Consider the following 21428-nt stretch of genomic DNA (forward strand, 5'->3'; position numbering starts at 1 on the left):
AAAACGCCGCCCATCGGGCGGCGTTTTTATTGTCGACCCGGTGGGTGCCGACCGTTGGTCGGCACACGATCAGCGGTCTTTGGCGTCGTACACCGGCGGCTGCACCACCGTCGGCTGTTCTTCCACCGTCGCCCGCAGCGGTGCCTCGGTGCTACCGGCACGCACCAGCGCCACGCTGTCCTCGCCACGCTGCAGGCGCAGCGCGTTGGCCAGGCACTGCGTGGCCAGCGCATGCTCACCGCGCTGGGCGAAGGCTTCACCCAGCGCTTCCCATGCCGGCGCACCCGCACCGGCGGCAATCGCTTCGTGCAGGAAGGCATCGGCCGCGGTCCAGTCCTGCTGCGCCAGTGCCACCCGGCCCTGGGCCAGGCGCAGCGCCGCCGAATCGTCATGTACGTTGCGCCAGCGCTGCAGGTTGGCCTGGCGGGTAGCCAGGCGGTCTACCGGCAGGCGGCCGTACAGCGCCACCAGTTCGTCGTCCCAGCGCTGGTCCAGCGCCTGTTCCAGCGCCAGCAGGGCAGGCTCATCCCATTCCAGTGCCACCGCCCGGGTGGCGTAGGCACCCACCACTTCGGGGGTCGGCCGCAGCGCCTTGGGCGTGGTTTCCCACTGCGCGGCCAGCGCGTTCACATCGGCCGCTTCCAGCAGCGCCTGCGCGGCAAGCCGGGCTTCCAGTTCGCTGGCGGCCTCGCTGGGCAGCACCTTGCTCTGCCGCAGCGCGCCCAGCTGGCCGTATGCCTCGTGGGCACGGCCGGCGCGGGCGAGTGCTTCGGTGCGCAGCCACAGGCCACGCGGCGGCAGCGGCTGGATCGCCGCTGCATCCAGGGTGTTGATGGCGTCCACCGGCAGATCGCGGCCCAGCAACTGTTCGGCGCGCAGCAGCGCGTGCAGCGTGGCATCGCGCTCGCCCAACCGCTGCAGCAGCGTTTCACCGCCGGCGCCATCGGCACGTGCCTGCGCGCTGCGCACGGCATTGGCCAGCGCGATCGCGGTCACTTCCGAATCCTGCGCGGCACCATCCAGCAGCTTTTCCGCTCGCTGCCACTGGCCATGCTCATAGGCCTGCAGGCCATCGATCAGCCGCACCCGGCCCTGCTTGCGGCGGTAGCGGCCCCACGCGCGGAACGGCGCGGCAATCAGGCTCCACAGCAGCCACAGCACCAGTACGGCGATCACCGCCAGCAGTGCCACCTTGGGCAGGTTGCTGTGGTAGTCGTAGCCACCGTGGCGCAGGATCACCTCGCCATAGCGGTTCAGGTCTTCGGCGCCCAGCCATTGCGCGGCAACAATGCCGATGGCCACGGCCAGCAACAGCACGACCAGGGATTGCACGGGTTTCATACGGTCTTACCTCCGGTCGGTCTGGGTGCGCAGCTGCCGCAGCGTGCTGCCAAGTACGCTGCCATCGGCCTGCAGGGGCAGTTGGCGCAGGGCCTGCAGTTCAGCACGTTGCGCGCGCAGGGCTGGTGAATCCGGCCAGCGGCGCTGGGCCCACTGGTCAACGCGGGCCAGCGCGGCGTCACGGCCGCGGCCATCGCCGCGCTCAATGGCGGCACGGGCCAGGGTCAGTTCCAGTTCCAATGCCTGTTCGGCGCTGGCACGTTCGCCGGCGGTCAGGGGGCCCTGCAGGAGGCTGGGGGTGATATCCACGAACGCCGCGATGGCGGCCTGCCACCAGGGCCGCGCCACCGGCGCAACGGGCGAGGCGGGCTGCACCTGCGAAGGCAGGCGCTGCAACGCCTGTGAAACGGCATCCAAGCGCTGCAAGGCCAGCACGCGCGGGCCATCGCCCAGTGCGTCCAGCGCGTCGCGTTCCTGCACCAGCGCCTGGCGCAGGTTCAGCCCGTCGCTGTCGGGCAGCTCGGCCAGCGCGGTGGCGGCTAGGCCATACAGGCGGCGGGCACCGTCCACATCGTCGGCGAAGGCCAGGCGTTGCGCGGCCTGGGTCAGCAGCAGCTCAGCCTCATCGCGCTGCACCGCCTGGCGGCCCTGGTTCGCGCTCTCGGTCAGCTTGGCCAGGTTTTCTTCCAGCAGCGCGCTGCGCTGGGAAAGGCCCAGCATCTCGTCGCGCAGCACGCGGTTGGTGGCTGCCGCATCCTGCAGGCGCTGGCTGCTGGCGCGCTGGTCGCGGCGCAGGGCCTCCACCGCTGCTTCCAAGCCCTGCACCTGCACGGCGGCGGTCTGCGCCTGCGCCTGCTGTTCGCGCTGCTGCTGTTGCCAGTAGTACCAACCGCCATAGCCGGCTGCCGCCAGGCCGACCACCACGGCGGTGGCCAGCAGCCAGCGGGCAGGGGAGCGGGGGGCGGCAGAGGGGGGCGTGTCGTTCATCAGGCTTCCTTGTCGGCGGCGCGCCCGGGTGGGCCCGGCCGGCGGCGTTGCACACAGCATCACCGCTGGCGATCAACGCAGCAAGCGTGCGCCGGGCGCCTGTTCAGTTCGCTGCCGGGGCGGTGAGTGCGGCGTGTGCGGTGGCGACCATCTGCGCGGCCGTGGGACCGTCGCTGCGCAGCACCCGGGCCAGGCCCAGCGCCTGCGCCTGCACGGCCAGTCGTTCGCTGGCGGCCAGCACGACGGCCTGCTGGCGCAGCCGCTGCTGCCACCGCGGTGACAGCTGCTGCCAGAGCCGCTGCAACGCTTCGCCGCTGCTGACGGCGAGCAGCCACGGGGTCGCCGAGTGGGTCAGACGCGACAATGCACGACGCGACACACGCAGCGGCACCCGTTCGTACACGTCGCAACGCAGGATCTGCGCGCCGGCCTGCTGCAGCTGCGCGGCAATCAGGCCACGGCCGCCGGGGGCGGTCACCAGGCCGATCTGCAGCCCCTGCACGTTGTCCAGCGCGGGCAGGCCCAGCAGGCCTTCGCTGTCCATCCGCTGCGGCGCCTGCACGTCGGACACTCCCTGTGCGAGCAGTGCACGTGCGGTGCCTTCACCGACCGTCAGCCAGGGGCCGCGTTGTGCGGCCGGCAGCGACACCAGCGCCGCCGCAGCGGCCACCGCGGCCGGACTGGTGAACACCACCCGCGGGCAGGCCAGTGCCTGGTTCAGCCGCTGTTCCACCGCCGCGCCCTGCAACCGCCGCAGCCGCCAGGGCGACAAGGCCAGCGTGGTCCCGCCGAACGGGGCCGCCGCACGGCGCAGCACGGCGTGCTGGCCCTGCGGTCGCAGCGAAATCAGGGTCCAGCCAGTGGGTATCGTATGGTTGGGCATTGACGTCATTATGCGGGCCCTTCGTTGTCGTGGTTGCTGCTCCGATGTCCGTTGATGCCCTGACTTCCTCGCTGGCCTCCCTGCAGGACGTGCTCGACTGCATGCCGGCCGTGCGCGCCATGCAGATCCGTCTGGACGGCTACGCCGACGGCGTGCTGCGCATCACCGCGCCGCTGGCCGCCAACGTCAACGACAAGGGCAATGCCTTCGGTGGCAGCCTGGCCTCGGTGCTCACCCTGTCCGGCTGGGCCCTGGTCAGCCTGCGCCTGCGCCTGGCCGGGCACGACGCCGAGGTCTACGTGGCCGACAGCAACCTGCGCTACCTGGCGCCGGTCTACGAGGACCTGCACGCCCATGCGGCCGCGGCAGAAGGCAGCGCCTGGGACACTTTCCTGTCCACCTTCCGCCAGCGCGGCAAGGCGCGCATCAGCATCGTCGCCACCCAGCCCGGCGCCGATGGCCGCCCGGCCGCTGAATTCAGCGGTCGCTTCGTTGCCTTCGCCAAAGGGTAGGATGTCAGGCTGACGTCCTGGGGAACCCACCGATGCGCCGCCTGATCCAGATCCTGTTGTGTTCGTTGCTGCTGGTCAGTGCCGTCGCCAGCGCGGCGGCCGACGATTTGACCCGCAAGCAGCGCAAGCTGCTGGAAGAAACCCAGATCGCCTATGGGGCGACCATCCGCTGGGGCACGATGGACGACGCCATCGCCTACCTGGACCCCCAGCTGCGCAAGGACAAGCCGCCCACCCAGTTCGAGCTGAACCGCTACGCCCAGCTGCGGGTGTCGTCCTACCGCGAACGCAGCTCGGCCGCGCTGGACGGGGGGCAGGTCGAGCGCCGGGTGGAAATCGGGGTGATCAACCAGAACACCCAGGCCGAGCGCACCGTGGTAGTGACCGAGCGCTGGCGCTGGGACCCGGAAGCCAAGCGCTGGTGGCAGGCGGCCGGCCTGCCGGACCTCTGGCAGGGCCAGTGACGGCCAGCCTGCGGCTTGTGCGACAATCGGCCCCCGCTTATAGACCCGTGATCTGAGTGAATTACGAAGAGCTGCTGGCCTTTGCCGGCCGAAACCCGATGCTGTCCGCAGCCCTGGTGGGCCTGACCGTGGCCATCATCGTCACCGAGGTCCGCCGCCTGTTCCGGGGCTTCAAGGGCATCAAGCCGGCTGAGCTGACCCAGCTGATGAATGCCGGTGGTGCCGTGGTGGTCGACCTGTCGGCCAGTGGCGACTTCGAAAAAGGCCACATCGCCGGCAGCCGCCAGGCGCAGGCCAGCGCATTCGGTCCGGAGCACAAGCTGGTGGCCAACGCCAAGCAGAGCCCGGTGGTGCTGGTGTGCCGCAGCGGCAACGCCTCGGAAACCGCCGCCAAGGCGCTGAAGAAGGCCGGTTTCGAAAAAGTGTTCGTGCTCGATGGCGGCATTCCCGCCTGGCAGCAGGCCGAACTGCCGCTGGTCAAGGGTCGCAACTGATCGAACGCGGTGGCGGCATTGGCCTTGTGTGGGCCGCCTGCCGCCCCCATCGCTGTAGTTCGACCTACGTTTTCATTGCATTCATCTGGAGTTACAGGAAATGTCCGAAGAGATCACCAACGGCGCCGCTGCGCCGGTCGATGCCGCTACCGGCCCCGCTTTCACCGTCGAGAAGATCTACGTCAAGGACGTTTCCTTCGAGTCGCCGAACGCGCCGACCATCTTCAATGACCAGGTGCAGCCGGAGCTGCAGCTGAACCTGAACCAGCAGGTGCAGCGCCTGGGCGAAAACGCCTTCGAAGTCGTGCTGGCCGTGACCCTGACCTGCCAGGCCGGTGAGCGCACCGCCTACGTGGCCGAAGTCAAGCAGGCCGGCGTGTTCGGCCTGGTCGGCCTGGACCCGCAGTCGATCGACGTGCTGCTGGGTACCCAGTGCCCGAACATCCTGTTCCCGTACGTGCGCCAGCTGGTCAGCGACCTGATCCAGGCCGGCGGCTTCCCGCCGTTCTTCCTGCAGCCGATCAACTTCGAAGGCCTGTACGCCGAAACCCTGCGCCAGCGCCAGGAACAGGGCGACGCGCCGTCGCTGGCTGATTCCGAGCCGGCCGGCAACGCCTGAGCTTGGCTACGACGTCACGGATGAGCGATACCGCTGACAAAGTCGCCGTGCTTGGCGCCGGTTCCTGGGGAACCGCGCTGGCCACGCTGCTCGCCCGGCACGGTCACCCGACCGTGCTGTGGGGGCGCGATGCCGCCGTGGTCGAAGCCATCGACCAGCGCCATGAAAACCCCCGCTACCTGCCGGGCATCCCACTGCCGGACAGCCTGCGCGCGACCACCGACATGGCGGCCGCCCTGCAGGATGCCGCCTGGATCCTGGTGGTGACCCCGTCGCACGCGTTCAATGAAACCGTGCGCGCGCTGGCGCCGCTGCGACCGGCCGGTGCCGGCGTGGCCTGGGCCACCAAGGGCTTCGAACCGGGTTCGGGCCGCTTCCTGCACGAAGTAGCGCGCGAGATCCTGGGCGATGACGTGCCGCTGGCCGTGGTCACCGGGCCGTCGTTCGCCAAGGAAGTGACCCAGGGCCTGCCGACGGCGATCACCGTGCACGGCGACGTGCCCGAGTTCGCGCAGACGGTGGCCGAAGCCATGCATGGCCCGGCGTTCCGCGCCTACACCGGCGATGACATGGTGGGTGCCGAGCTGGGTGGCGCCATGAAGAACGTGCTGGCTGTGGCCACCGGCGTGGCCGATGGCATGCAGCTGGGCCTCAATGCCCGTGCCGGCCTGATCACCCGTGGCCTGAATGAAATGCTGCGGCTGGCTGCGGCCATCGGCGCCAAGCCGGAAACCCTGATGGGTCTGGCCGGGTTGGGCGATCTGGTGCTGACCTGCACCGGCGATCTGTCGCGCAATCGTCGCCTGGGCCTGGCCTTGGGCCGCGGGCAGACGCTGCAGGACGCCGTGCGCGAAATCGGCCAGGTGGTCGAATCGGTGCAGACCGCCGACGAAGTGATGCGACAGGCGCGCCGTCATGGCATCGACCTGCCCATTTCCGACCGCGTGCGTGCCGTGCTGCACGGCGAGCAGACGCCTGAAGAAGGCCTGCGCGCGCTGCTGGCGCGGGAACAGAAACCGGAGTACCCGGATACCCTGTTCAAGTGATCTGAAGAACCCCGGCCCAGCGCCGGGGTTTTTTTTGCGCGCGCGACGTCCGCCTCACTTCGCCCTTGGCGGCGCGCTGGTGTTGTCCATGTCCGAAAAAATCTTCCACGGGCCATCGCCCACGCGCTGCAACGTGAGCGTGAACTTCCCGGTATCGCCCACATTGCTGCCGTAGGTGTACGCGCCGATGATGTAGCCGGTGTTGCCCTCCACCGCGTGCGCCAAGGCGCGCAACCGCAACGGGCTGCTGCCCTGGCCGGCATAGGCGGCCTCGATGGCCGCGCGCCCGCGCACCGGTGCATGCGCGCTCTGCAGCACGAATCCATCTTCGGTGAACAACGCCGCCAGTGCCTTCGCATCGCCGGTGCGCCAGGCCTGTTCGTAATCGCGCAGCACCCGGTCCAGGTCCGCGGGCAGGGCATCGTCGGGAAGTCGCGTGGCCGGCTGTTGTGCAGCGGCAGGCCCGGCCAGCAACGCTGCACAGACCAGGATCAGGGCAAACCTTGAACAGCGCATGCGTCTGGGTCCTTGGCAGCCAGGGAAGCGGTCAGTGCAAGCCTAACGCCGGGGGATGCCCGGCGGAATACCGGCACCGCGTAGAATCCCTCCGTCGCACTCCAGACATCCAAGGACAGGGAATGACGTCCAGGAATCTCGCCATCGCATGGCTCATCGCGCTGTTGGCCGCGTGTTCGCAGGCACCGGCACCGGCACCGAAGGCAGAAGCGGCGCCTGCGCCTGCACCCACGACGACGCCCACGGCACCCGCGCCCGAACCTTCCATCGAAGATGGCGTGGACCCATCGGCGTGGGGCAACGAGGGCGAGCCCGAAGGCGAAACCCCCAGTGGCGAACTCACCTGCAAGGACCACCCGCTGGCCACCTACTTCTTCACCCTGGTGGGCGGCAACACGGTGGACGACTGCGGTCGCAAGGACGCCAGGCTGCTGGCGGCGTTCGATGCACTCATGCAGGACACCGCCGATGCCGAATCCAGCGAGCCGGGCATCGCACCGCTGCGCAAACGCCTGCTGAGCGGGCCCAGCGCACCGGGCCAGCCGCTGCAGCTGCAGGACGGCGCATGGTGGTTCTACACCGCCTGCCAGGCCCACCAATGCCCCGGTACTGCGCTGGCGGTGCTGTACTCGCCCGAGCAGGGGCGCATGGTGGGCCGGCTGTCTGCACGCTGCCAGGTGCGCTGGCTGGGCGGGCCCAACGAGGAACAGCGTGAGCGCATCGCCCAGCTGCGGCCGCTGGACCCGGCAGCCCTGCAAGGCGAGGACGCGGACTGTCGGTAAGCACGTGGTGTGGGTTACCCGTCCGGGGCAGGCGAAGACGGGAAGACGGAGTGCTACGCTGGACCACAACCGCTGCACCTGTCCGCCACGTTGTTCCGATACGGGCCCAACCCATGACAGATGCCACAACGCCGGACGACCTGTTCGCCGCACTGCGCGGCCTGCTGCGCAATGCCGCCGGTTCATTGCAGGTGGTGCACGACAGCCCCGATCACTTCTACGCCAACGGCCCGCACCCCGATGCCAGGGGCAAGCCGCAGTTCTTCGGCGCGGTGAAGGTCTCCGGGCGCAAGCACGCCTTCCACTTCATGCCGGTCTATGAATTCCCCGAGCTGCTGGCCGACATCAGCCCGGCGTTGAAGAAGCGCATGCAGGGCAAATCCTGCTTCAACTTCGACCGCTGGGACCCGCTGCTGATGGACGAACTGGCACAGCTGGTCGTGCAGGGTACTGCCCGCTACCGCGCGCTGGGTCGGCTCTAAGCCGCGCGGCTTGAACGGCAGGGCCGCGCTCAGCCTTCGTGCACGTAGCGGTCCTCGACAATCTCGGTCACCTCGTCATCCTCGTCCAGGCTGAATTCGAGATACCCGTCGTGCTCGCTGAAAACAGCCACGCCCTTCGTTTCATCAATCACGCAGAATGACAGCGGCACGGCCACGAAGAAGCCGCTGCGGCTGCGCAGTTCAACACGGCGCGTATGGCTGAAATCGCGCGCGCCCAGACCTCTTGCGCGCAGCTCCTGCGCTGAACGCCCGAGCTTTATCGACAGTTCCTCTGCCCAGTCGCGCACGACGTGCATGGGGCTGCGTAGGGGTTTGATCTGCATGATGTGCCATTCCGTCTGCGTGGACGACAAGGCTAACGTGTATGACCTGCCGGCGGAGGGGACAGCATTCCTATCTCAGCCAAAGCCCTGAAAGCATCAGGGCGCTGGCGAAGGACAGCAGACAGCGGGCGACGATCAGCATGGCTGGCTGCGCACTGCTTACCGCAGGCGCCACGTTCTTCCAGTTGTCGGCGTTGTAGGTTTCATGAAAGCGCTTGATGGAAGCACCGATGACGTTGATCAGCGCGATCAATATCGCCATTCCCCACAGGCACAGCAGGGACATCGAGACCGCTATCGCGTACTGCTTGGCCGTGGCGACCGTGAACAACGCGAGCGATTGCGCCATCCACTTGAGCAGCATGCTGATGCCCACGGTGCCTGCAAAGACCAGCAGCAACAGCACACCGACCTTGCGCCATTGCGACTTCGCGTCTGATTTCTGCCCGGTCCAGACAAGCACCAGGGCAAGCGCCTGGAAGACGGCGTAGAGCACTGCGTGCATCACTTCTGACGTCGGGCGGAATCCATGGGTTCATGAGGATTCTACGTACTTCACATCTATCGGGCCAAACCGCTGCAAGTTCCCTGAACGGAAACTTCATTCATGTACTGGTCAGTACAATATTCAGGAGCGATTTCACCAGCAAACGGATAATTCACACCTGTCGACCGCCTCCTCTCTCCCTCTCCCGGGAGGCGGCCGACGAAACCAAAAAATAATTAAAGGTGTGTCCCGATGATCAAGAATTCGCTGCTTGCCCTGGGTCTGCTGGCTGCCCTGCCGTTCGCTGCATCGGCTGCCGATGGCCTGTCGTACAACTACGTTGAAGGCGGTTACGTGAACACCGATGCCAAGGGCGGCGACGCCGATGGCTGGGGCGTGAAGGGCTCGGTTGCAGTGCACCCGAACTTCTCGGTCTTCGGTGACTACAGCAAGCAGGAAACCGACACCTTCAAGAACGATGTGGCCCAGTGGCGCATCGGTGCCGGCTACAACTATGGCATCGCACCGAACACCGACCTGGTGGCTCGTGTTGCGTACCAGAAGTTCGACCTGAAGCACGGCCTGGACTTCAACGGCTACTCCACCGAAGTGGGTCTGCGTACCGCGTTCAACCCGTACCTGGAAGGCTATGCGCTGGCCGGTTACGAGGATTACAGCAAGAAGCACGGCATCAATCCGGAAGGCGAGTTCTACGGCCGCGTCGGCGCCACCGCCAAGTTCAACCAGAACTGGGGCCTGAGCGGCGAAGTGAAGCTGGCCAAGGCCGGCGACCGCGAGTGGTTCGTGGGTCCGCGCTTCAGCTGGTAAGACATCGCCCTGTCGTTAGTGCGTGTAAGTGGCATGTGACTCTCTCTCTCTCCCGCATGCCATCCGAAGCCCGGCCTTGTGCCGGGCTTCTTTTTTCTGCATCGGGTAGAGTGCAGTGCCGCTGCGGCTCCATGCGGCGCACTGTCGATCAAGGGAAATGATGAAGACCAAAGCAATCGTCGTAATGGCGGCACTACTGCTGCTGGGCACCGCGCAGGCGCGGTCCAGTGCCGAATGGAATCTCAAAGGTGCCAGCCGCGCTGAAGGCAAGGTGGTGCTGACGCTGGTAAGCAAGCAACCAGAACTGACAGCGGACAACCGACAGGCGGCAGAGCAGACCGCCACGCGCCAGTGTGCTGCGTGGGGGCAGTCCGCCGCGGAACTTAATGGTGATATTGAGCGTATCTGCGATGGCCGTAGCCGCTTCGGCAAGTGCAAGCGATGGCGGTTCACCATGCCGTTGCAGTGTAGCGCTGTGTCGCACTGACAAGGCGTTGGCTGTGGCAGCAGAGCCACGCCATGCGTAGTTTCTTCGGTCTGCACACGCCGGCCACGCATGGCATGGCTCTACTGCAGCTGTGCCTCCAGTTCGGTCAGCCTGTCCAGCCGTCGTTGCCGGCGCCGTCCGGCCCATGCACCGGCCACTGCTGCCACCAGCACTACCGCGCCGTTCAACCACAGGTTCAGCGCCCAGGTCTGTGGTGGCAGTGCACCCGGGGCTTCAGGTCCGGCCTGCATCGTGGTGAGCGCCATCCACACCAGCCCGGCCCAAACCGCCAGCGACAGCCAGATGTTGAGGCGCCAGATGCGCAGCGAAATGCGCGCGCGCTGGCGCTCGAACGCCAGCAACGCGGCGGGCGCCAGGCCCCGGCTGTGCCACTGCCGCCGCCGCTGCACGAAGATCCAGCCCGCTACGGCCAGCACCAGCACGATCAGGCCCCAGAGCAGACCATGGGCGATCTGCCGGCGCGGGTCGAGCAGGGCGCGGATGCAATTGCCCACCGCGACCGCCGTGATCAGCAGCTCCAGTGCCGAGCGCACGCGGATCCAGCGGCTGCGGCGCTCGGCCTCAAGCTGCAAGGCGGCCACGTCAACCGTGGGCACGCCGGGCTGTTGTTGCCACAGCGCCTGCAGTTCGTTCCATTCGTTGCTGTCGGTTGCCGGATTCATTGAGTGCCTCCCATGCGTTCGCGCAGTTGCCGGCGTGCGCGGCTCAGGCGCTGGGCAACGGTGTTCTCTTCCAGCGCCAGTGCTTGGCCGATCTCGCGTTGCGAAAAACCCTCCAGTGCCAGCAGCACCACCTGGCGCAGCCCCAGCGGCAGCTGTCGTACCGCCTGCAGAAGGTCATCGTGCTGCTGTGCACGCGCGGCCTGTTGCAGTGGATCGGCATCTGGATCGGCAAACTGTTCATCTAAGCCGCTGCCGCGGTGCCGCTGTTCGCTGGCCAGTGCATCCATCGCCCGGTTGTGGGCCACCCGAGCGATGAAGGCGCGCAGCGTGCCCTCTTCGCCGCGCCAGCGTGGCAGCGCCTGCCACAGCGCGATGCTGATTTCCTGCAACAGGTCGTCGCGCCGCGCGGGCTCGCGCGCGTAGCTGCCGGCCATGCGCGCCAGCATCGGCCAGTGCGCCTGCAGCACCTCGGCAATATCGATGGACCGTGTATTGCGCAACCGTGCCGCTCCTCAGCCGATGCCGTCCGCGAAACCATCGCGGTAGACCCAATAGGATACGTAGCCGAGCAGCAGCAGGGGCAGCAGCAGCCATGGCAGGAACGGTAGGGCGACCAGCAGCGCGGCGTTGAGCAGCAGGTAGGCAACGAGCGGGCGCCAGCCATCGCGCAACAGGCCCAGGTTGTCGCGCAACGCGGCCAGCACCGGCCTGCCATCCAGTAGGGCGCGCGGCATCGTGGTCAGCAGCAGCATGCCCAGCGGCAGGCCACTGGCAAGCACCAGTGCGATCTGCAGGCGAGTGACGGTGGTGGCCAGCATCGCGCTGTCACCCAGGACGAAGGCACCCGCGGCCGCAGGCCCGGCCAGCACGCCAGCCATTGCGACCTGGCTGGCGAAGACCAGGGCCGAGACCAGCGCCAGCATGATGGCCGTCGCCGGGCTTGCGCACAGCCGACGGCCCTCCTGCAGTGGCGCGAAGCTGCCACCGCGAACGAACCGGTCCAGCATCAGCAGGGCCCACATCGACACCAACGGCACCACTAGCTTGGACAGCACTACGCCGGCGATCGGCACGACCAGCTGCAGCGCGATCTCCACCAGCATTGGCAGCAGCGCCAGCAGGAACAGGCGCAGCGGTGCACGCCGCAGCATGCGTGCGGTGAGCACCAGCCAGTGCAGCAGGCGCCGGGCGGGCCATGACCGGCTCGGTGGAGCGGTGCCGGCGATATCGGTGGCGTGCATCGGGTCTCCAGGCAAGGTGTGTTGGAAACTGGAGACGCCGCGGGCGGAAAAAACCTGACATCGCTCCCGCTGGAATCGCCCGCACGTCGCCACCGGCGATGCGCTCAGGTAGATCCACGCCATGCGTGGATGCTGTCCTCAGCCACGCATGGCGTGGCTCTACCGCAGCCGTGCTCGGGGTGGTTCGGCTATGATCGCCGCCTCCAGCCAGCAGGATGTTCCATGAATTCCCAGCCCGCCCCGATCACCGCCTTGAACCATACGCTGGACAACGAGCCGCAGCAGATCACCGCGCCGTTGACCCATTGCGCGGCCTTCCTGGTGCTGAAGGTGAAGGACGATGCCGATTCCATCGCCACGGTGCGGCAGGTGCTGGGCAGTACCGATGATCTGATCAAGAACACCGCCATCCGCGAGATCGAGCGCACATTCACCTGCAACGTGGCCATCGGCCACCGCGTGTGGGCGCCGCTGGTGGGCAGCGCGCCGCCGCGCGAGTTGAAGCCGTTCCGTGAGATCCGGGGCGCCACCCACACCGCGGTGTCCACCCCGGGCGACCTGCTGTACCACATCCGCGCGCGCACCCAGGACCTGATCGTGGCCTTCGAGCGCAACCTGCTGCTGGCCTTCGGCGATGCGGTGGAAACGGTGGATGAAGTGGCCGGCTTCCGTTACTTCGACGGCCGCGACCTGCTCGACTTCGTCGATGGCACGGCCAACCCGGAAGGGCTGTCGCTGCCGGAGGCCACCATCGTGGGCGACGAAGACCCCGAACATGCCGGTGGCAGCTACGTGGTGGTGCAGAAGTACCTGCACAACCTGGCGGCCTGGCGCGCGCAGAAGACCGAAGCACAGGAAGCCATCATCGGCCGCACCAAGCACGACAACATGGAACTGGACGATGCGCCGGCCGATGCGCAGAAGTCGCACAAGACGCTGTGCACCATTGAAGATGCCGACGGCGAGCACGAGATCCTGCGCGACAACATGCCGTTCGCGCGCCCGGGCCACAACGAGTACGGCACCTACTTCATCGGCTACACGCGCCGGCTGTGGGTGATCGAGCAGATGCTGGAACGCATGTTCATCGGCAATCCGGCGCCGTTGCACGACCGCATCCTGGATTTCTCCACGGCGGTCACCGGCGTCACCTTCTTCGCGCCCTCGCGCAAGGTGCTGGCCGACCTGGCCGAGTAGATCCACGCCATGCGTGGATGAACTTGCGCGGCCCGGCGCACCCGCACAGTCGAGCAAGCTCGACTCTACCGGGCCGAGGCGACCTGCGGTGCGCGCGCGGCGGCCTGCCAGGCGCGCAGGCCGAACACCGCCAGGCCCAGGAAGAACACGTACAGCGCGGCGGTCACTTGCAGTGACTTGAACAGGTACGTGCCCACGTACACCACGTCTACGCAGATCCACACCCACCAGCACGCCGCATGCCGGCGTGCCTGCCACCACTGGCCGACCAGGCTGAGGCCGGTCAGCAGCGCATCCAGCCAGGGCAGTGCGGCATCGGTGAAGCTGTGCATGACCGCACCCAGCGCCACGCCGCCGCATACGCCGATGGCCAAATCGCGCAGCAGCGTGCCGCGCGCCAGCGGTACGATGCGGATGCTGCCTTCATCGGCGGCATGCTGGCGCCAGTTCAACCAGCCGTAGACCAGGAAGCCGCCGAAGATCACCTGCAGCAGGGTGTCCGAATACAGCTTGGCTTCGGCGAACACCAGCCCGTACAGCGCCACCGACAGCAGCCCCACCGGCCACGCCGACAGCTGGCGCCGGGCCATCAGCCAGACGCCCAGCACGCTGCACAGCGCGGCGGTCCACTCGAGCACGGCCCCGTTCACAGCGCGAACGTCACCGACAGGCGGGCCTGTCGCGGCGCACCGGGGAACAGGTAGTAGTCACCGGCGCTGCTGCCGGTGTCACGCCAGTAGAAGCGGTTGAACACGTTGTCCACCGACAGGTTCCAGGTGACCGCACGTTCGTGCAGGCGGTGCTGGAAACGCAGGCCGGCATCGAACACCGAATAGTCCGGCGCACGCACCGCGCCATCGGCACGCGCCACGTTGGCCGATGCATAGCGCCAGCCCCCGGTCACCTGCAGGCCCTGCACGAACGGCAGCGCATAGGCCAGGTGCACGCTGGCGCGCACCTTCGGCACGTTCACCAGCTGGTGGCCTTCATAGGCGGGCGTACCGGCATCGCGTGCGCGCGCGCGCAGCACGCTGGCGCTGGCCACCACCTGCAGTGCATCGGTCAGCTGGCCGTTGGCGGTCAGCTCCAGGCCGGTGTGGGTCTGCTGGCCTTCCTGCACGAAGGTGAAGCCGACGTCGCTGTCGTCCGGCTTGGCGTACTGGTAGGGCTGGCTGATGCGGAACACCGCCGCGCCCACGCTCAGCGCCTCGTTCGGCGCGTACTTCACGCCCGCTTCCAGCTGCCGCGATTCCACCGCCGGCAGGAAGGTGTCGGCGTTGCTGGTCCAGAACGGCGCTTCCTGCCCCAGCGAAATGCCGCGTACGTAGCTGGCATAGGCATTCAGCTGGTCGGTGGCCTTCCACACCACTGCGGTCTGCGGCAGGAAGCGCGACAGGCGGCTGTGCCGCTGCGGGTTGCCGCGCTTGTCATAGGCGCGCTCGTCCAGGCGCACGTAGCGGCCACCGGCCAGCCACTGCCAGTCGTCGCCGAAGCTGAGCCGGTCCAGCGCGAAGAACGCATTCTGCCGGCTGTCCAGGCGGCGTGCGGACGGGCCCGGCTGCAACGGCGACGGATCGAACACCGGCACCTGGCCGTCGTGGTAGTTGGTGGTGCCCACGTACTCGTTCACGCTGGGGCGGCGATCCACGGTGCGGCGGTAGGTCTCGCCGCCCAGGGTCAGTTCATGGCCCACGCTGCCGGTGCTGAAGCGGCCGCGCAGTTCGGCACGGGCCTGCTGGTTGCGGCGGGTGTCGTCGGGGCTGCGGTAATCGTAGACATCGTAGTCGCCGTTGGGGGCGAAGTAGTTGCCCGGCACGCTGCCGTCGGCGCACTGCGCGGCGTAGTAGCAGCCGTAGGCGAAGGCCACGTTGTCATCGATCACCGTGCGGCTGTGGCCCAGCGCCACGCGCGACTGCCAGGCGCTGCTGAAGTCGTAGGTGTGCTGCACGGTGATGTTGGTGCTGGCGATACCCACCGGCATCTGCCACGGCTGGTAGCCCAGCAGGTGGTCACGGTCCACGCCGCGCGGCAGCTCGCTGGCACCCAGCAGCTGGTAGCCCGATGCCGAGCGCTGCGAACTGGTCTGGTAGTTGGCGTCCACTTCCAGCTTGCCGCGTTCGCCGATCAGCCAGTCGGCGGCCAGCGAATAGAAGTTGCGGCGGCCATCGAGGTGTTCGATATACGAGTCGCTGGCATCCCAAGCGGCGTTGAAGCGCACGCCGAAGCGCGGGGTCAGCCAGTGGCCCACGTCCACGGCGGCGTAGCGCGAGCCTTCCCAATCGGTGCCCAGGGTGACCGTGCGCACTTCGGCCGGGCGCTTGCCCACGTAGTTGATGATGCCGCCCGGGGCCATCACGCCCGCAGCCAGACCGGCTTCACCCTTCAGGATTTCCACCGATTCCACGTTCTCCAGCGCCAGCCGCTGTTCGCCGGCCATCGACAGGCCGTTGAAGCGGTAGCCGGTGGCGGCGTCCAGCGCGAAGCCGCGAATGGCTACGTTCTGGTAGTAGCCCACCGGGGCATAGGCATCGCCCAGCGAAGCGTCGTTGCTGGCCAGTTCGGACAGCGAACGCACCTGGCGCTGTTCCAGGTAGCTGCGGTCGAGCACGTTTACCGATGCCGGGGTGTCCTTCCAGCTGCCGCCGCCGAAGGCATTGGCGCGCGAACTGGCAGAGGTGGGCTTGCCGGCCTGCACGCGCACGGCGGCCAGATCGGTGGGCGAACGATCGGAGGTGTCGGCGGCATCGGTGGCAGCCTCGCTGGCATGCAGCGGCAGGGCGGCACACAGGGCTAGGGCGAGCAGGGTGGGGCGCAGGCAGCGGTTCATTCGGTTCGTCTTCTGACAGCAAGGGAGACGAAGCGACGGCGCACGGACGCACCGGCCCAGGGAACGGGGGTGCGACCGCTGCTCAAAGCTCCCTACGCCGGTGCAAACCGGATCAGGTTCCAAGGGACTCTCTCAGCCTGGCAGATCCAGGCACCCCCGCTTCAGGTGACCATTTCACTACAAACCGTACGGATTTGCGAGCCCGGGCATGGGAAGGGGTCATGGGAAGGGGTCAGATCCCTTTCCACCGGAAAGGGCTCTGACCCCAGGGCTGTAGGCCGCTATGCAGCGGCGTGCAGCGCCTGCAGCAGGCCCTGTCCGGCCGCGCTGTGGAACCAGGCCGGGTGGCCCAGCATGAACGGCTGCCAGGCCACGTCGGCATTGGCGGTGGAGCCGGTGATGCCTTCGAAGTACTCCACTTCGGACAGTGCGAAGTCGAAATGCACCATTGGCAGCAGGTCGGCCAGCAGGTGCACGCGCTCGGCCGACAGCGGCAGCACGTCGCGGTAGCCGACCAGCAGGGCCAGGGCGATATCGCTGCGCACCGCGTCGGCGCCGCGCTGCAGTTCCAGCCAGGCCACCGCATTGCGTTCGATCGCCGTGGCCAGGTCGAACAGTGCACTGGTGGGCGAGGCCAGGCCGAAATCCAGCACGGTGGCGATCTGCCCGTCGCTGTTCCACAACAGGTTGGAGACGTGCCAGTCGTTGTGCGCCCACAGCCGTGGCTCGTGCTGCAGCCGCTCGGCCAGGCCGGCGTGCCAGGGCAGCACGTGCTCGCGCAGCTGCGCCTGCCAGGGAATGCGCGCCAGGTAGCGGGCCAGGCCGGGGCGATCGGCCAGGCTGGCCTGCAGCGCGGTGATGGGATCGTGCGCGCGGATCAGATCATCGCGCGCCACCAGGATATGGGTATCGCGCTGCGGCGCGTGGTAATCGGCCGCGGCGCGGTGCAGTCGGGCCAGCACGCGGCCGGCTTCCTGCGCCTGGGCGATGTCGGTCAGCAGGGTCCACGAGGGTGCATCGCGATACAGGTCCGCGCCGGCGCCCACCGCGTGCAGTTCATAGGTCCAGGGCCCGTGCTCCAGCGCGGTCTGCCCGTTGTCTGCAGCAAGCACCTGCACCACCGGTACCTCGCGCGCCGCCAGGTGGGCAATGAAGCGGTGTTCTTCCTGCAGCACGGCGGCGCTGCGCACGCTGTGGTGGTGGCGTTTGATGAAAACGGCGCCGTGTTCGCCGCGCGCGATCGCCGCGGCCGAGAGCGGGCGCGGGCTGTGCCATTGCAGCGTGGCCGTGTTGCCCAGCGGCGTGTAGCGCCGCCCCAGCCAGGCCAGGTCCTGCGCGGAAATCGCCGGCCAGTCGGCCGCGACCTCATCGTTGTTCAGGCCCTGCACGCGGTGGGAGGTATCGGTCATGGTGGTGCGTTCGCAGATCGGGTGGGCAGCAGCACAGCGCGCCCATGGTAGCGCCCGCATTGCGTTCCTGCGCTGGACCAGTGAAGAAGGCGCCTGCACGCGCCGGTTACACTGGCAGGCTTCCGTTCTGAAAACAGGGAGGCACCGGAACACACCCGTGCGATGTTATTTCCCCATTTTTATCGGCGTGCTGGCGTGCGCCTCGGCCGGCCCGGCGCTGGCACAGCCCCACGATCCCAATGCGGAACCGTGGTTCGACGCAGGCGGCGCCGTCCGCTTCAACTATGGGTGGCTGGACTACGGCCCCACCAGTGGCCTGCAGCTGGAGCTGCTGCGTGCCGACATCGATGCCGGTGCCGGGCCGCTGTTCTTCTCGGCGCAGTACCGCTGGTACGACGGCTTCAATGCAGTCCACCATGCCTATGCAGGCTGGCAGTTCAACGAAGATACCGATCTGCGTGCGGGTATCCAGCAGGTGCCGTTCGGCCTGCTGCCCACGGCTTCGCAGAGTTTCTGGTTCGGCTCCGGCTACTACCTGGGCATCGAGGATGACTACGATCCGGGCCTGGTGCTGCAGCATCGCAGCGGCCACCACCTGTGGCACCTCGGCTGGTTTGCCGGCGATGAGTACGGCGACGCGGCGCGCTACGACCGCTATTCGTTCGATGTGGCGCGTACGCCGGAGCTGCCCTATCGCGAGCGCGACCGGATAAACCTGCGTTACGAGCATGACCGTGACTGGCACGGTGGAACCCTGCTGCTGGGTGCGTCGGCGTTCAGCGGTTCGGTGCAGAACGTGGAAACGCGTCGCCATCATGAACACCACGGCATGGCCGTGCATGCGCAGTGGGCGCGCGATGGCTGGACCACGCAGCTGCAGTGGGCGCGCTACCACTATGGTGTGCCGGGCGCGACCATCGCCTTGTCGGCCTTCCAGGCGCCGTTCGAGATTGCACGCAAGGCCGATGTGCCCAGCGTGAATGTGGCCTATTCGTTCGGCGAACGGCGTTGGCTGGATGACATTACCTGTTATAACAACCTGAGCATGACCCGCCCGCTGCAGCGCCAGCCCGGCATGCGCTCGTCGTGGCAGAACGTCACCGGCTGCAGCCTGGGCAAGGGCAGCATGCTGACCTACATCGACTGGATCGCCGGAAAGAACATGTGGTTCGCCGGCGGCGATGGCATCGGCCTGGACCCGCAAGGGCCCTCACGCTGGCACTCACGCCTGAACCTCAATATCGGTTTCTACTTCTAGGACGCCCTTCATCGCGGTCCGCCGCGTATTCCCTTCACGCATTTCCGTTCACGGAGGACGACATGCCGAGCTCCGCTCCGCACCCCACCCCCGTCAGGCAGCGCATCCTGCCGCAGGTATTCATTCCCACCGCGGCGATCGTCATCGCCCTGCTGGCCCTGGCCATCTTCGCGCCGGACCTGGCCACACGCTGGTTCACCGCCGCCAAGAACTGGACCGCCAACGATGCAGGCTGGTTCACCATCCTGGCCGTGGCCGGCTTCCTGGTGTTCGTGGTGGGCGTGGCCGTCAGCGGCTATGGCCGCATCAAACTGGGCCCGGACCACAGCCGCCCCGATTACAGCTATGCCTCGTGGTTCGCGATGCTGTTCGCCGCCGGCATGGGCATCGGTTTGATGTTCTTCGGCGTGGCCGAACCCATCATGCATTACGCCACGCCGCCCACCGGCACGCCGGAATCGGCCGCAGCGGCGCGCCAGGCCATGCGCATCACCTTCTTCCACTGGGGCGTGCATGCCTGGGCGATCTACGCGGTGGTGGCACTGGCCCTGGCGTACTTCGGCTTCCGCCACAACCTGCCGCTGCGCGTGCGCTCTGCGCTGTATCCGCTCATCGGTGAACGCATCCACGGGCCGATCGGCCACACCGTGGATACCTTCGCCGCGCTGGGCACCATCTTCGGCCTGGCCACCTCGCTGGGGCTGGGCGTGATGCAGATCAACTCCGGCCTGAACTACCTGTTCGGGCTGGAAGTGAGCACGCTGGTGCAGGTGGTGCTGATCGCTGTCATCACCCTGGTGGCCACCGGCTCGGTGGTGGCGGGCCTGGACAGCGGCGTGCGCAGATTGTCGGAATTGAACATGATCCTGGCGGCGGCACTGCTGGCCTTCGTGCTGGTCTGCGGGCCCACCGTGCACCTGTTGCAGGTGCTGGTGCAGAACACCGGCATGTACGTGTCGCAGCTGTTCTCGATGACCTTCAACCTGTACGCGTATGAGCCCACCGGCTGGCTGGGTGGCTGGACCCTCTTCTATTGGGGCTGGTGGATCGCGTGGTCGCCGTTCGTGGGCATGTTCATCGCACGCATCTCGCGTGGCCGTACCGTGCGCGAATTCGTGGTGGGCGTGCTGCTGGTGCCGCTGGGCTTCACCTTCCTGTGGATGACCATCTACGGCAACACCGCCTTGTTCATGGTGCGCACCGAGGGTGTACAGGAACTGGTGCAGACGGTATCGGCAGACAGTTCGATGGCCCTGTTCGAGTTCCTGCGCCACCTGCCGTGGACGCTGGCGACCTCGTGCCTGGCGGTGCTGCTGGTGGGGTTGTTCTTCGTCACCTCGGCCGATTCGGGGGCACTGGTGATCGACATGCTCACCTCCAAGGGCGAGGAAGAATCACCGCTGTGGCAGCGCATCTTCTGGGCGTTGCTGGTGGGTGCGCTGGCGGTGGCGCTGCTGTTTGCCGGTGGCCTGGAATCGCTGCAGGCGGCGACGATCGCCAGCGCGTTCCCCTTCACCCTGGTGATGATCCTGATGTGCTGGGGCCTGCTGAAGGCGATGCGCCTGGATGCCACCAAGCGCTCGATCATCCGCGACGCACGCATCCTGCCGGGCACCAGTGACGACTGGCGGGCACGCCTGCGGCTGCTGGCGCACAACCCGGTGCAGGCCGAAGTGTTGCGCTTCATCGACCAGCAGGTGATGCCGGCCCTGCAGGACGTGGCCGGTGAACTGCGGCGACAGGAGCTGGAGGTCGAGGTGACCTTGGGCGAGGACGGCCGCGCCTGGCTGCAGGTCGGCCATGGCCAGGAAATGGACTTCTTCTATTCGGTGCGGCCGCAGCCGTATGAGCCGCCCAGCTTCACCCTGCAGGACCCGCGCCGTGCGGCGAAAGCCGGGCGTTACTTCCGCGCCGAGGTCTACCTGCGCGAGGGCGGCCAGGACTACGACGTGATGGGCTGGACCCGGGTGCAGCTGATCCACGATGTGCTGGACCAGTACGCACGCCACCGGCAGTTCCTGGACCACGTGCGCTGAACAGCAGAACGCCGGCCGTCAGTGCGGCCGGCGTTCGGGGTGTTGCCGGGAGGGCTTACCAGCCGCGGTGGCGACCGCGGTCGTGGCGGTAGCGGCGATCATCGTGGCGGTAGTAACGGCGGTCGTGGCCGCGGTCGTAGCCATGACGGCGGTCATAGCGGCGATCGTAGCGACGGTCGTCGTGACGGTCCTTGGTGGTCAGGTTGCCGATCGCACCACCGGCCACGGCACCGCCCACGGTTGCGGTGGGATCGCCGTTGGAGATCAGGTGACCGGCCACGCCGCCCACCACGGCACCGACCACGGTGCGCTTGTCCTTGCGCGACATCGCGCTGGCATCGCTGACCACGGCCATGCCGGCCAGCAGCGCCAGGGCGAGGCCGAGGCTGCGGAAGCTGAGTGAGGACGTATTGAGCATGTTCGGGTCTCCAGTTGGGGGCATGCCACGCGGGGCAGGGAAGGCGCCGGGGCGCCGTGGCTGCCGCAGGTACCACGCTGGGCTTCG

At 67.5% G+C, this 21428-nt stretch carries 25 protein-coding genes and 1 riboswitch; of the genes, 12 read left to right on the forward strand and 13 right to left on the reverse strand.

All coding sequences use genetic code 11. The features are described 5' to 3' along the window. Nucleotides 1-69: 69 nt before the first annotated feature. The 3 genes from RTY46_RS13280 to RTY46_RS13290 form a co-directional block, all read right to left on the reverse strand. Complete coding sequence (locus RTY46_RS13280; RefSeq protein WP_312708898.1) at nt 70-1341, reverse strand: heme biosynthesis HemY N-terminal domain-containing protein; 1272 nt, start codon at nt 1339-1341, stop codon at nt 70-72. 6 nt (nt 1342-1347) lie between these two features. Then, nucleotides 1348-2328 carry a uroporphyrinogen-III C-methyltransferase gene (locus RTY46_RS13285; protein WP_312708900.1) on the reverse strand — a complete coding sequence of 327 codons (981 nt, stop codon included), beginning with the start codon at nt 2326-2328 and terminating at the stop codon, nt 1348-1350. A gap of 103 nt (nt 2329-2431) precedes the next feature. Then, nucleotides 2432-3220, reverse strand: a complete 789-nt coding sequence (locus tag RTY46_RS13290; RefSeq protein WP_312708901.1) for a uroporphyrinogen-III synthase — start codon at nt 3218-3220, stop codon at nt 2432-2434. A 35-nt stretch (nt 3221-3255) separates the two neighbouring features. Here RTY46_RS13290 and RTY46_RS13295 point away from each other — a divergent pair, with 35 nt between their 5' ends. The 5 genes from RTY46_RS13295 to RTY46_RS13315 all read left to right on the forward strand — a co-directional run bounded on the left by RTY46_RS13295 (nt 3256) and on the right by RTY46_RS13315 (nt 6346). Then, nucleotides 3256-3723 carry a YiiD C-terminal domain-containing protein gene (locus RTY46_RS13295; protein ID WP_312708903.1) on the forward strand — a complete coding sequence of 156 codons (468 nt, stop codon included), beginning with the start codon at nt 3256-3258 and terminating at the stop codon, nt 3721-3723. Between the two features lie 32 nt (nt 3724-3755). Then, nucleotides 3756-4187: a hypothetical protein gene (locus RTY46_RS13300; RefSeq protein ID WP_312708905.1), complete on the forward strand. Its 432-nt coding sequence runs from the start codon at nt 3756-3758 to the stop codon at nt 4185-4187. Between the two features lie 56 nt (nt 4188-4243). Next, complete coding sequence (locus RTY46_RS13305; RefSeq protein WP_108748050.1) at nt 4244-4681, forward strand: rhodanese-like domain-containing protein; 438 nt, start codon at nt 4244-4246, stop codon at nt 4679-4681. 100 nt (nt 4682-4781) lie between these two features. After that, a complete protein-coding gene (gene secB / locus RTY46_RS13310; protein WP_004153553.1) occupies nt 4782-5300 on the forward strand; it encodes a protein-export chaperone SecB in 519 nt (172 codons plus the stop codon). A 20-nt stretch (nt 5301-5320) separates the two neighbouring features. Then, the gene (locus tag RTY46_RS13315) at nt 5321-6346 is read left to right on the forward strand and encodes an NAD(P)H-dependent glycerol-3-phosphate dehydrogenase (protein WP_108748051.1); all 1026 of its coding nucleotides are present in this window, start codon (nt 5321-5323) and stop codon (nt 6344-6346) included. Between the two features lie 54 nt (nt 6347-6400). Here the strand turns inward: RTY46_RS13315 and RTY46_RS13320 are convergent, their stop codons facing one another. Beyond that, nucleotides 6401-6862 carry a nuclear transport factor 2 family protein gene (locus tag RTY46_RS13320; RefSeq protein WP_312708906.1) on the reverse strand — a complete coding sequence of 154 codons (462 nt, stop codon included), beginning with the start codon at nt 6860-6862 and terminating at the stop codon, nt 6401-6403. A 122-nt stretch (nt 6863-6984) separates the two neighbouring features. On the opposite strand from RTY46_RS13320, the gene RTY46_RS13325 reads away from it, so the two are divergent. After that, the gene (locus tag RTY46_RS13325; protein ID WP_312708907.1) at nt 6985-7644 is read left to right on the forward strand and encodes a hypothetical protein; all 660 of its coding nucleotides are present in this window, start codon (nt 6985-6987) and stop codon (nt 7642-7644) included. Between the two features lie 113 nt (nt 7645-7757). After that, nucleotides 7758-8126 carry a hypothetical protein gene (locus tag RTY46_RS13330; protein ID WP_312708909.1) on the forward strand — a complete coding sequence of 123 codons (369 nt, stop codon included), beginning with the start codon at nt 7758-7760 and terminating at the stop codon, nt 8124-8126. A 29-nt stretch (nt 8127-8155) separates the two neighbouring features. Here RTY46_RS13330 and RTY46_RS13335 read toward each other — a convergent pair whose 3' ends face one another. Both RTY46_RS13335 and RTY46_RS13340 read right to left on the reverse strand, forming a co-directional pair. Beyond that, a complete protein-coding gene (locus RTY46_RS13335; RefSeq protein ID WP_312708910.1) occupies nt 8156-8470 on the reverse strand; it encodes a hypothetical protein in 315 nt (104 codons plus the stop codon). A 70-nt stretch (nt 8471-8540) separates the two neighbouring features. Then, nucleotides 8541-8966, reverse strand: coding sequence for a hypothetical protein (locus tag RTY46_RS13340; RefSeq protein WP_312708912.1), 426 nt, complete (start codon nt 8964-8966; stop codon nt 8541-8543). 246 nt (nt 8967-9212) lie between these two features. Between RTY46_RS13340 and RTY46_RS13345 the strand changes: the two genes are divergently transcribed. Beyond that, nucleotides 9213-9785 carry an Ax21 family protein gene (locus RTY46_RS13345; RefSeq protein WP_199911434.1) on the forward strand — a complete coding sequence of 191 codons (573 nt, stop codon included), beginning with the start codon at nt 9213-9215 and terminating at the stop codon, nt 9783-9785. A 160-nt stretch (nt 9786-9945) separates the two neighbouring features. Further along, nucleotides 9946-10272 carry a YecR family lipoprotein gene (gene yecR, locus RTY46_RS13350; RefSeq protein ID WP_312708913.1) on the forward strand — a complete coding sequence of 109 codons (327 nt, stop codon included), beginning with the start codon at nt 9946-9948 and terminating at the stop codon, nt 10270-10272. An 80-nt stretch (nt 10273-10352) separates the two neighbouring features. On the opposite strand, the gene RTY46_RS13355 is transcribed toward yecR, so the two are convergent. Genes RTY46_RS13355 through RTY46_RS13365 form a run of 3 tightly spaced genes read right to left on the reverse strand, consistent with a single transcriptional unit; the run spans nt 10353 to nt 12196 of the window. After that, complete coding sequence (locus RTY46_RS13355; RefSeq protein WP_312708915.1) at nt 10353-10955, reverse strand: hypothetical protein; 603 nt, start codon at nt 10953-10955, stop codon at nt 10353-10355. Further along, on the reverse strand, nt 10952-11455 hold the full coding sequence (locus RTY46_RS13360) for a sigma-70 family RNA polymerase sigma factor (protein WP_312708916.1): 504 nt from the start codon (nt 11453-11455) through the stop codon (nt 10952-10954). Before RTY46_RS13360 ends, RTY46_RS13355 begins: the two co-directional genes overlap by 4 nt. Before the next feature lie 12 nt (nt 11456-11467). Further along, a complete protein-coding gene (locus RTY46_RS13365) occupies nt 11468-12196 on the reverse strand; it encodes a hypothetical protein (RefSeq protein ID WP_312708918.1) in 729 nt (242 codons plus the stop codon). Between the two features lie 222 nt (nt 12197-12418). Here RTY46_RS13365 and RTY46_RS13370 point away from each other — a divergent pair, with 222 nt between their 5' ends. Beyond that, entirely contained in the window at nt 12419-13393 is a 975-nt protein-coding gene (locus tag RTY46_RS13370; protein ID WP_312708920.1) for a Dyp-type peroxidase, read from the forward strand. 65 nt (nt 13394-13458) lie between these two features. Here RTY46_RS13370 and pnuC read toward each other — a convergent pair whose 3' ends face one another. From pnuC to RTY46_RS13385, 3 genes are all read right to left on the reverse strand, one after another. Continuing rightward, nucleotides 13459-14031 carry a nicotinamide riboside transporter PnuC gene (gene pnuC / locus RTY46_RS13375; protein ID WP_312708921.1) on the reverse strand — a complete coding sequence of 191 codons (573 nt, stop codon included), beginning with the start codon at nt 14029-14031 and terminating at the stop codon, nt 13459-13461. A gap of 8 nt (nt 14032-14039) precedes the next feature. Next, nucleotides 14040-16220, reverse strand: coding sequence for a TonB-dependent siderophore receptor (locus RTY46_RS13380; RefSeq protein WP_312708923.1), 2181 nt, complete (start codon nt 16218-16220; stop codon nt 14040-14042). A gap of 72 nt (nt 16221-16292) precedes the next feature. Further along, nucleotides 16293-16388: riboswitch (TPP riboswitch) on the reverse strand. Between the two features lie 113 nt (nt 16389-16501). Further along, entirely contained in the window at nt 16502-17629 is a 1128-nt protein-coding gene (locus tag RTY46_RS13385) for a phosphotransferase (RefSeq protein ID WP_312708925.1), read from the reverse strand. A 157-nt stretch (nt 17630-17786) separates the two neighbouring features. Here RTY46_RS13385 and RTY46_RS13390 point away from each other — a divergent pair, with 157 nt between their 5' ends. Continuing rightward, nucleotides 17787-18887: a hypothetical protein gene (locus RTY46_RS13390; protein WP_312708927.1), complete on the forward strand. Its 1101-nt coding sequence runs from the start codon at nt 17787-17789 to the stop codon at nt 18885-18887. Between the two features lie 62 nt (nt 18888-18949). Beyond that, a complete protein-coding gene (betT, locus tag RTY46_RS13395) occupies nt 18950-20923 on the forward strand; it encodes a choline BCCT transporter BetT (protein ID WP_312708929.1) in 1974 nt (657 codons plus the stop codon). A 55-nt stretch (nt 20924-20978) separates the two neighbouring features. Here the strand turns inward: betT and RTY46_RS13400 are convergent, their stop codons facing one another. Beyond that, nucleotides 20979-21341, reverse strand: coding sequence for a glycine zipper 2TM domain-containing protein (locus RTY46_RS13400; RefSeq protein ID WP_312708930.1), 363 nt, complete (start codon nt 21339-21341; stop codon nt 20979-20981). Between the last annotated feature and the right edge of the window lie 87 nt (nt 21342-21428).

It is taken from the genome of Stenotrophomonas sp., assembly GCF_032056425.1.
Lineage (GTDB): Bacteria > Pseudomonadota > Gammaproteobacteria > Xanthomonadales > Xanthomonadaceae > Stenotrophomonas.

Excerpts from the sequence above, each read along its gene's own strand:
- RTY46_RS13385 (WP_312708925.1), bottom strand. The coding sequence starts at position 17,629 with ATGACCGATACCTCCCACCGCGTGCAGGGCCTGAACAACGATGAGGTC.
- RTY46_RS13320 (WP_312708906.1), bottom strand. The coding sequence starts at position 6,862 with ATGCGCTGTTCAAGGTTTGCCCTGATCCTGGTCTGTGCAGCGTTGCTG.
- RTY46_RS13295 (WP_312708903.1), top strand. The coding sequence starts at position 3,256 with ATGTCCGTTGATGCCCTGACTTCCTCGCTGGCCTCCCTGCAGGACGTG.
- RTY46_RS13280 (WP_312708898.1), bottom strand. The coding sequence starts at position 1,341 with ATGAAACCCGTGCAATCCCTGGTCGTGCTGTTGCTGGCCGTGGCCATC.
- secB (WP_004153553.1), top strand. The coding sequence starts at position 4,782 with ATGTCCGAAGAGATCACCAACGGCGCCGCTGCGCCGGTCGATGCCGCT.
- RTY46_RS13300 (WP_312708905.1), top strand. The coding sequence starts at position 3,756 with ATGCGCCGCCTGATCCAGATCCTGTTGTGTTCGTTGCTGCTGGTCAGT.
- RTY46_RS13290 (WP_312708901.1), bottom strand. The coding sequence starts at position 3,220 with ATGACGTCAATGCCCAACCATACGATACCCACTGGCTGGACCCTGATT.
- RTY46_RS13400 (WP_312708930.1), bottom strand. The coding sequence starts at position 21,341 with ATGCTCAATACGTCCTCACTCAGCTTCCGCAGCCTCGGCCTCGCCCTG.
- RTY46_RS13285 (WP_312708900.1), bottom strand. The coding sequence starts at position 2,328 with ATGAACGACACGCCCCCCTCTGCCGCCCCCCGCTCCCCTGCCCGCTGG.
- RTY46_RS13380 (WP_312708923.1), bottom strand. The coding sequence starts at position 16,220 with ATGAACCGCTGCCTGCGCCCCACCCTGCTCGCCCTAGCCCTGTGTGCC.
- yecR (WP_312708913.1), top strand. The coding sequence starts at position 9,946 with ATGAAGACCAAAGCAATCGTCGTAATGGCGGCACTACTGCTGCTGGGC.
- RTY46_RS13325 (WP_312708907.1), top strand. The coding sequence starts at position 6,985 with ATGACGTCCAGGAATCTCGCCATCGCATGGCTCATCGCGCTGTTGGCC.
- RTY46_RS13365 (WP_312708918.1), bottom strand. The coding sequence starts at position 12,196 with ATGCACGCCACCGATATCGCCGGCACCGCTCCACCGAGCCGGTCATGG.
- RTY46_RS13315 (WP_108748051.1), top strand. The coding sequence starts at position 5,321 with ATGAGCGATACCGCTGACAAAGTCGCCGTGCTTGGCGCCGGTTCCTGG.
- RTY46_RS13355 (WP_312708915.1), bottom strand. The coding sequence starts at position 10,955 with ATGAATCCGGCAACCGACAGCAACGAATGGAACGAACTGCAGGCGCTG.
- RTY46_RS13370 (WP_312708920.1), top strand. The coding sequence starts at position 12,419 with ATGAATTCCCAGCCCGCCCCGATCACCGCCTTGAACCATACGCTGGAC.
- RTY46_RS13335 (WP_312708910.1), bottom strand. The coding sequence starts at position 8,470 with ATGCAGATCAAACCCCTACGCAGCCCCATGCACGTCGTGCGCGACTGG.
- RTY46_RS13330 (WP_312708909.1), top strand. The coding sequence starts at position 7,758 with ATGACAGATGCCACAACGCCGGACGACCTGTTCGCCGCACTGCGCGGC.
- betT (WP_312708929.1), top strand. The coding sequence starts at position 18,950 with ATGCCGAGCTCCGCTCCGCACCCCACCCCCGTCAGGCAGCGCATCCTG.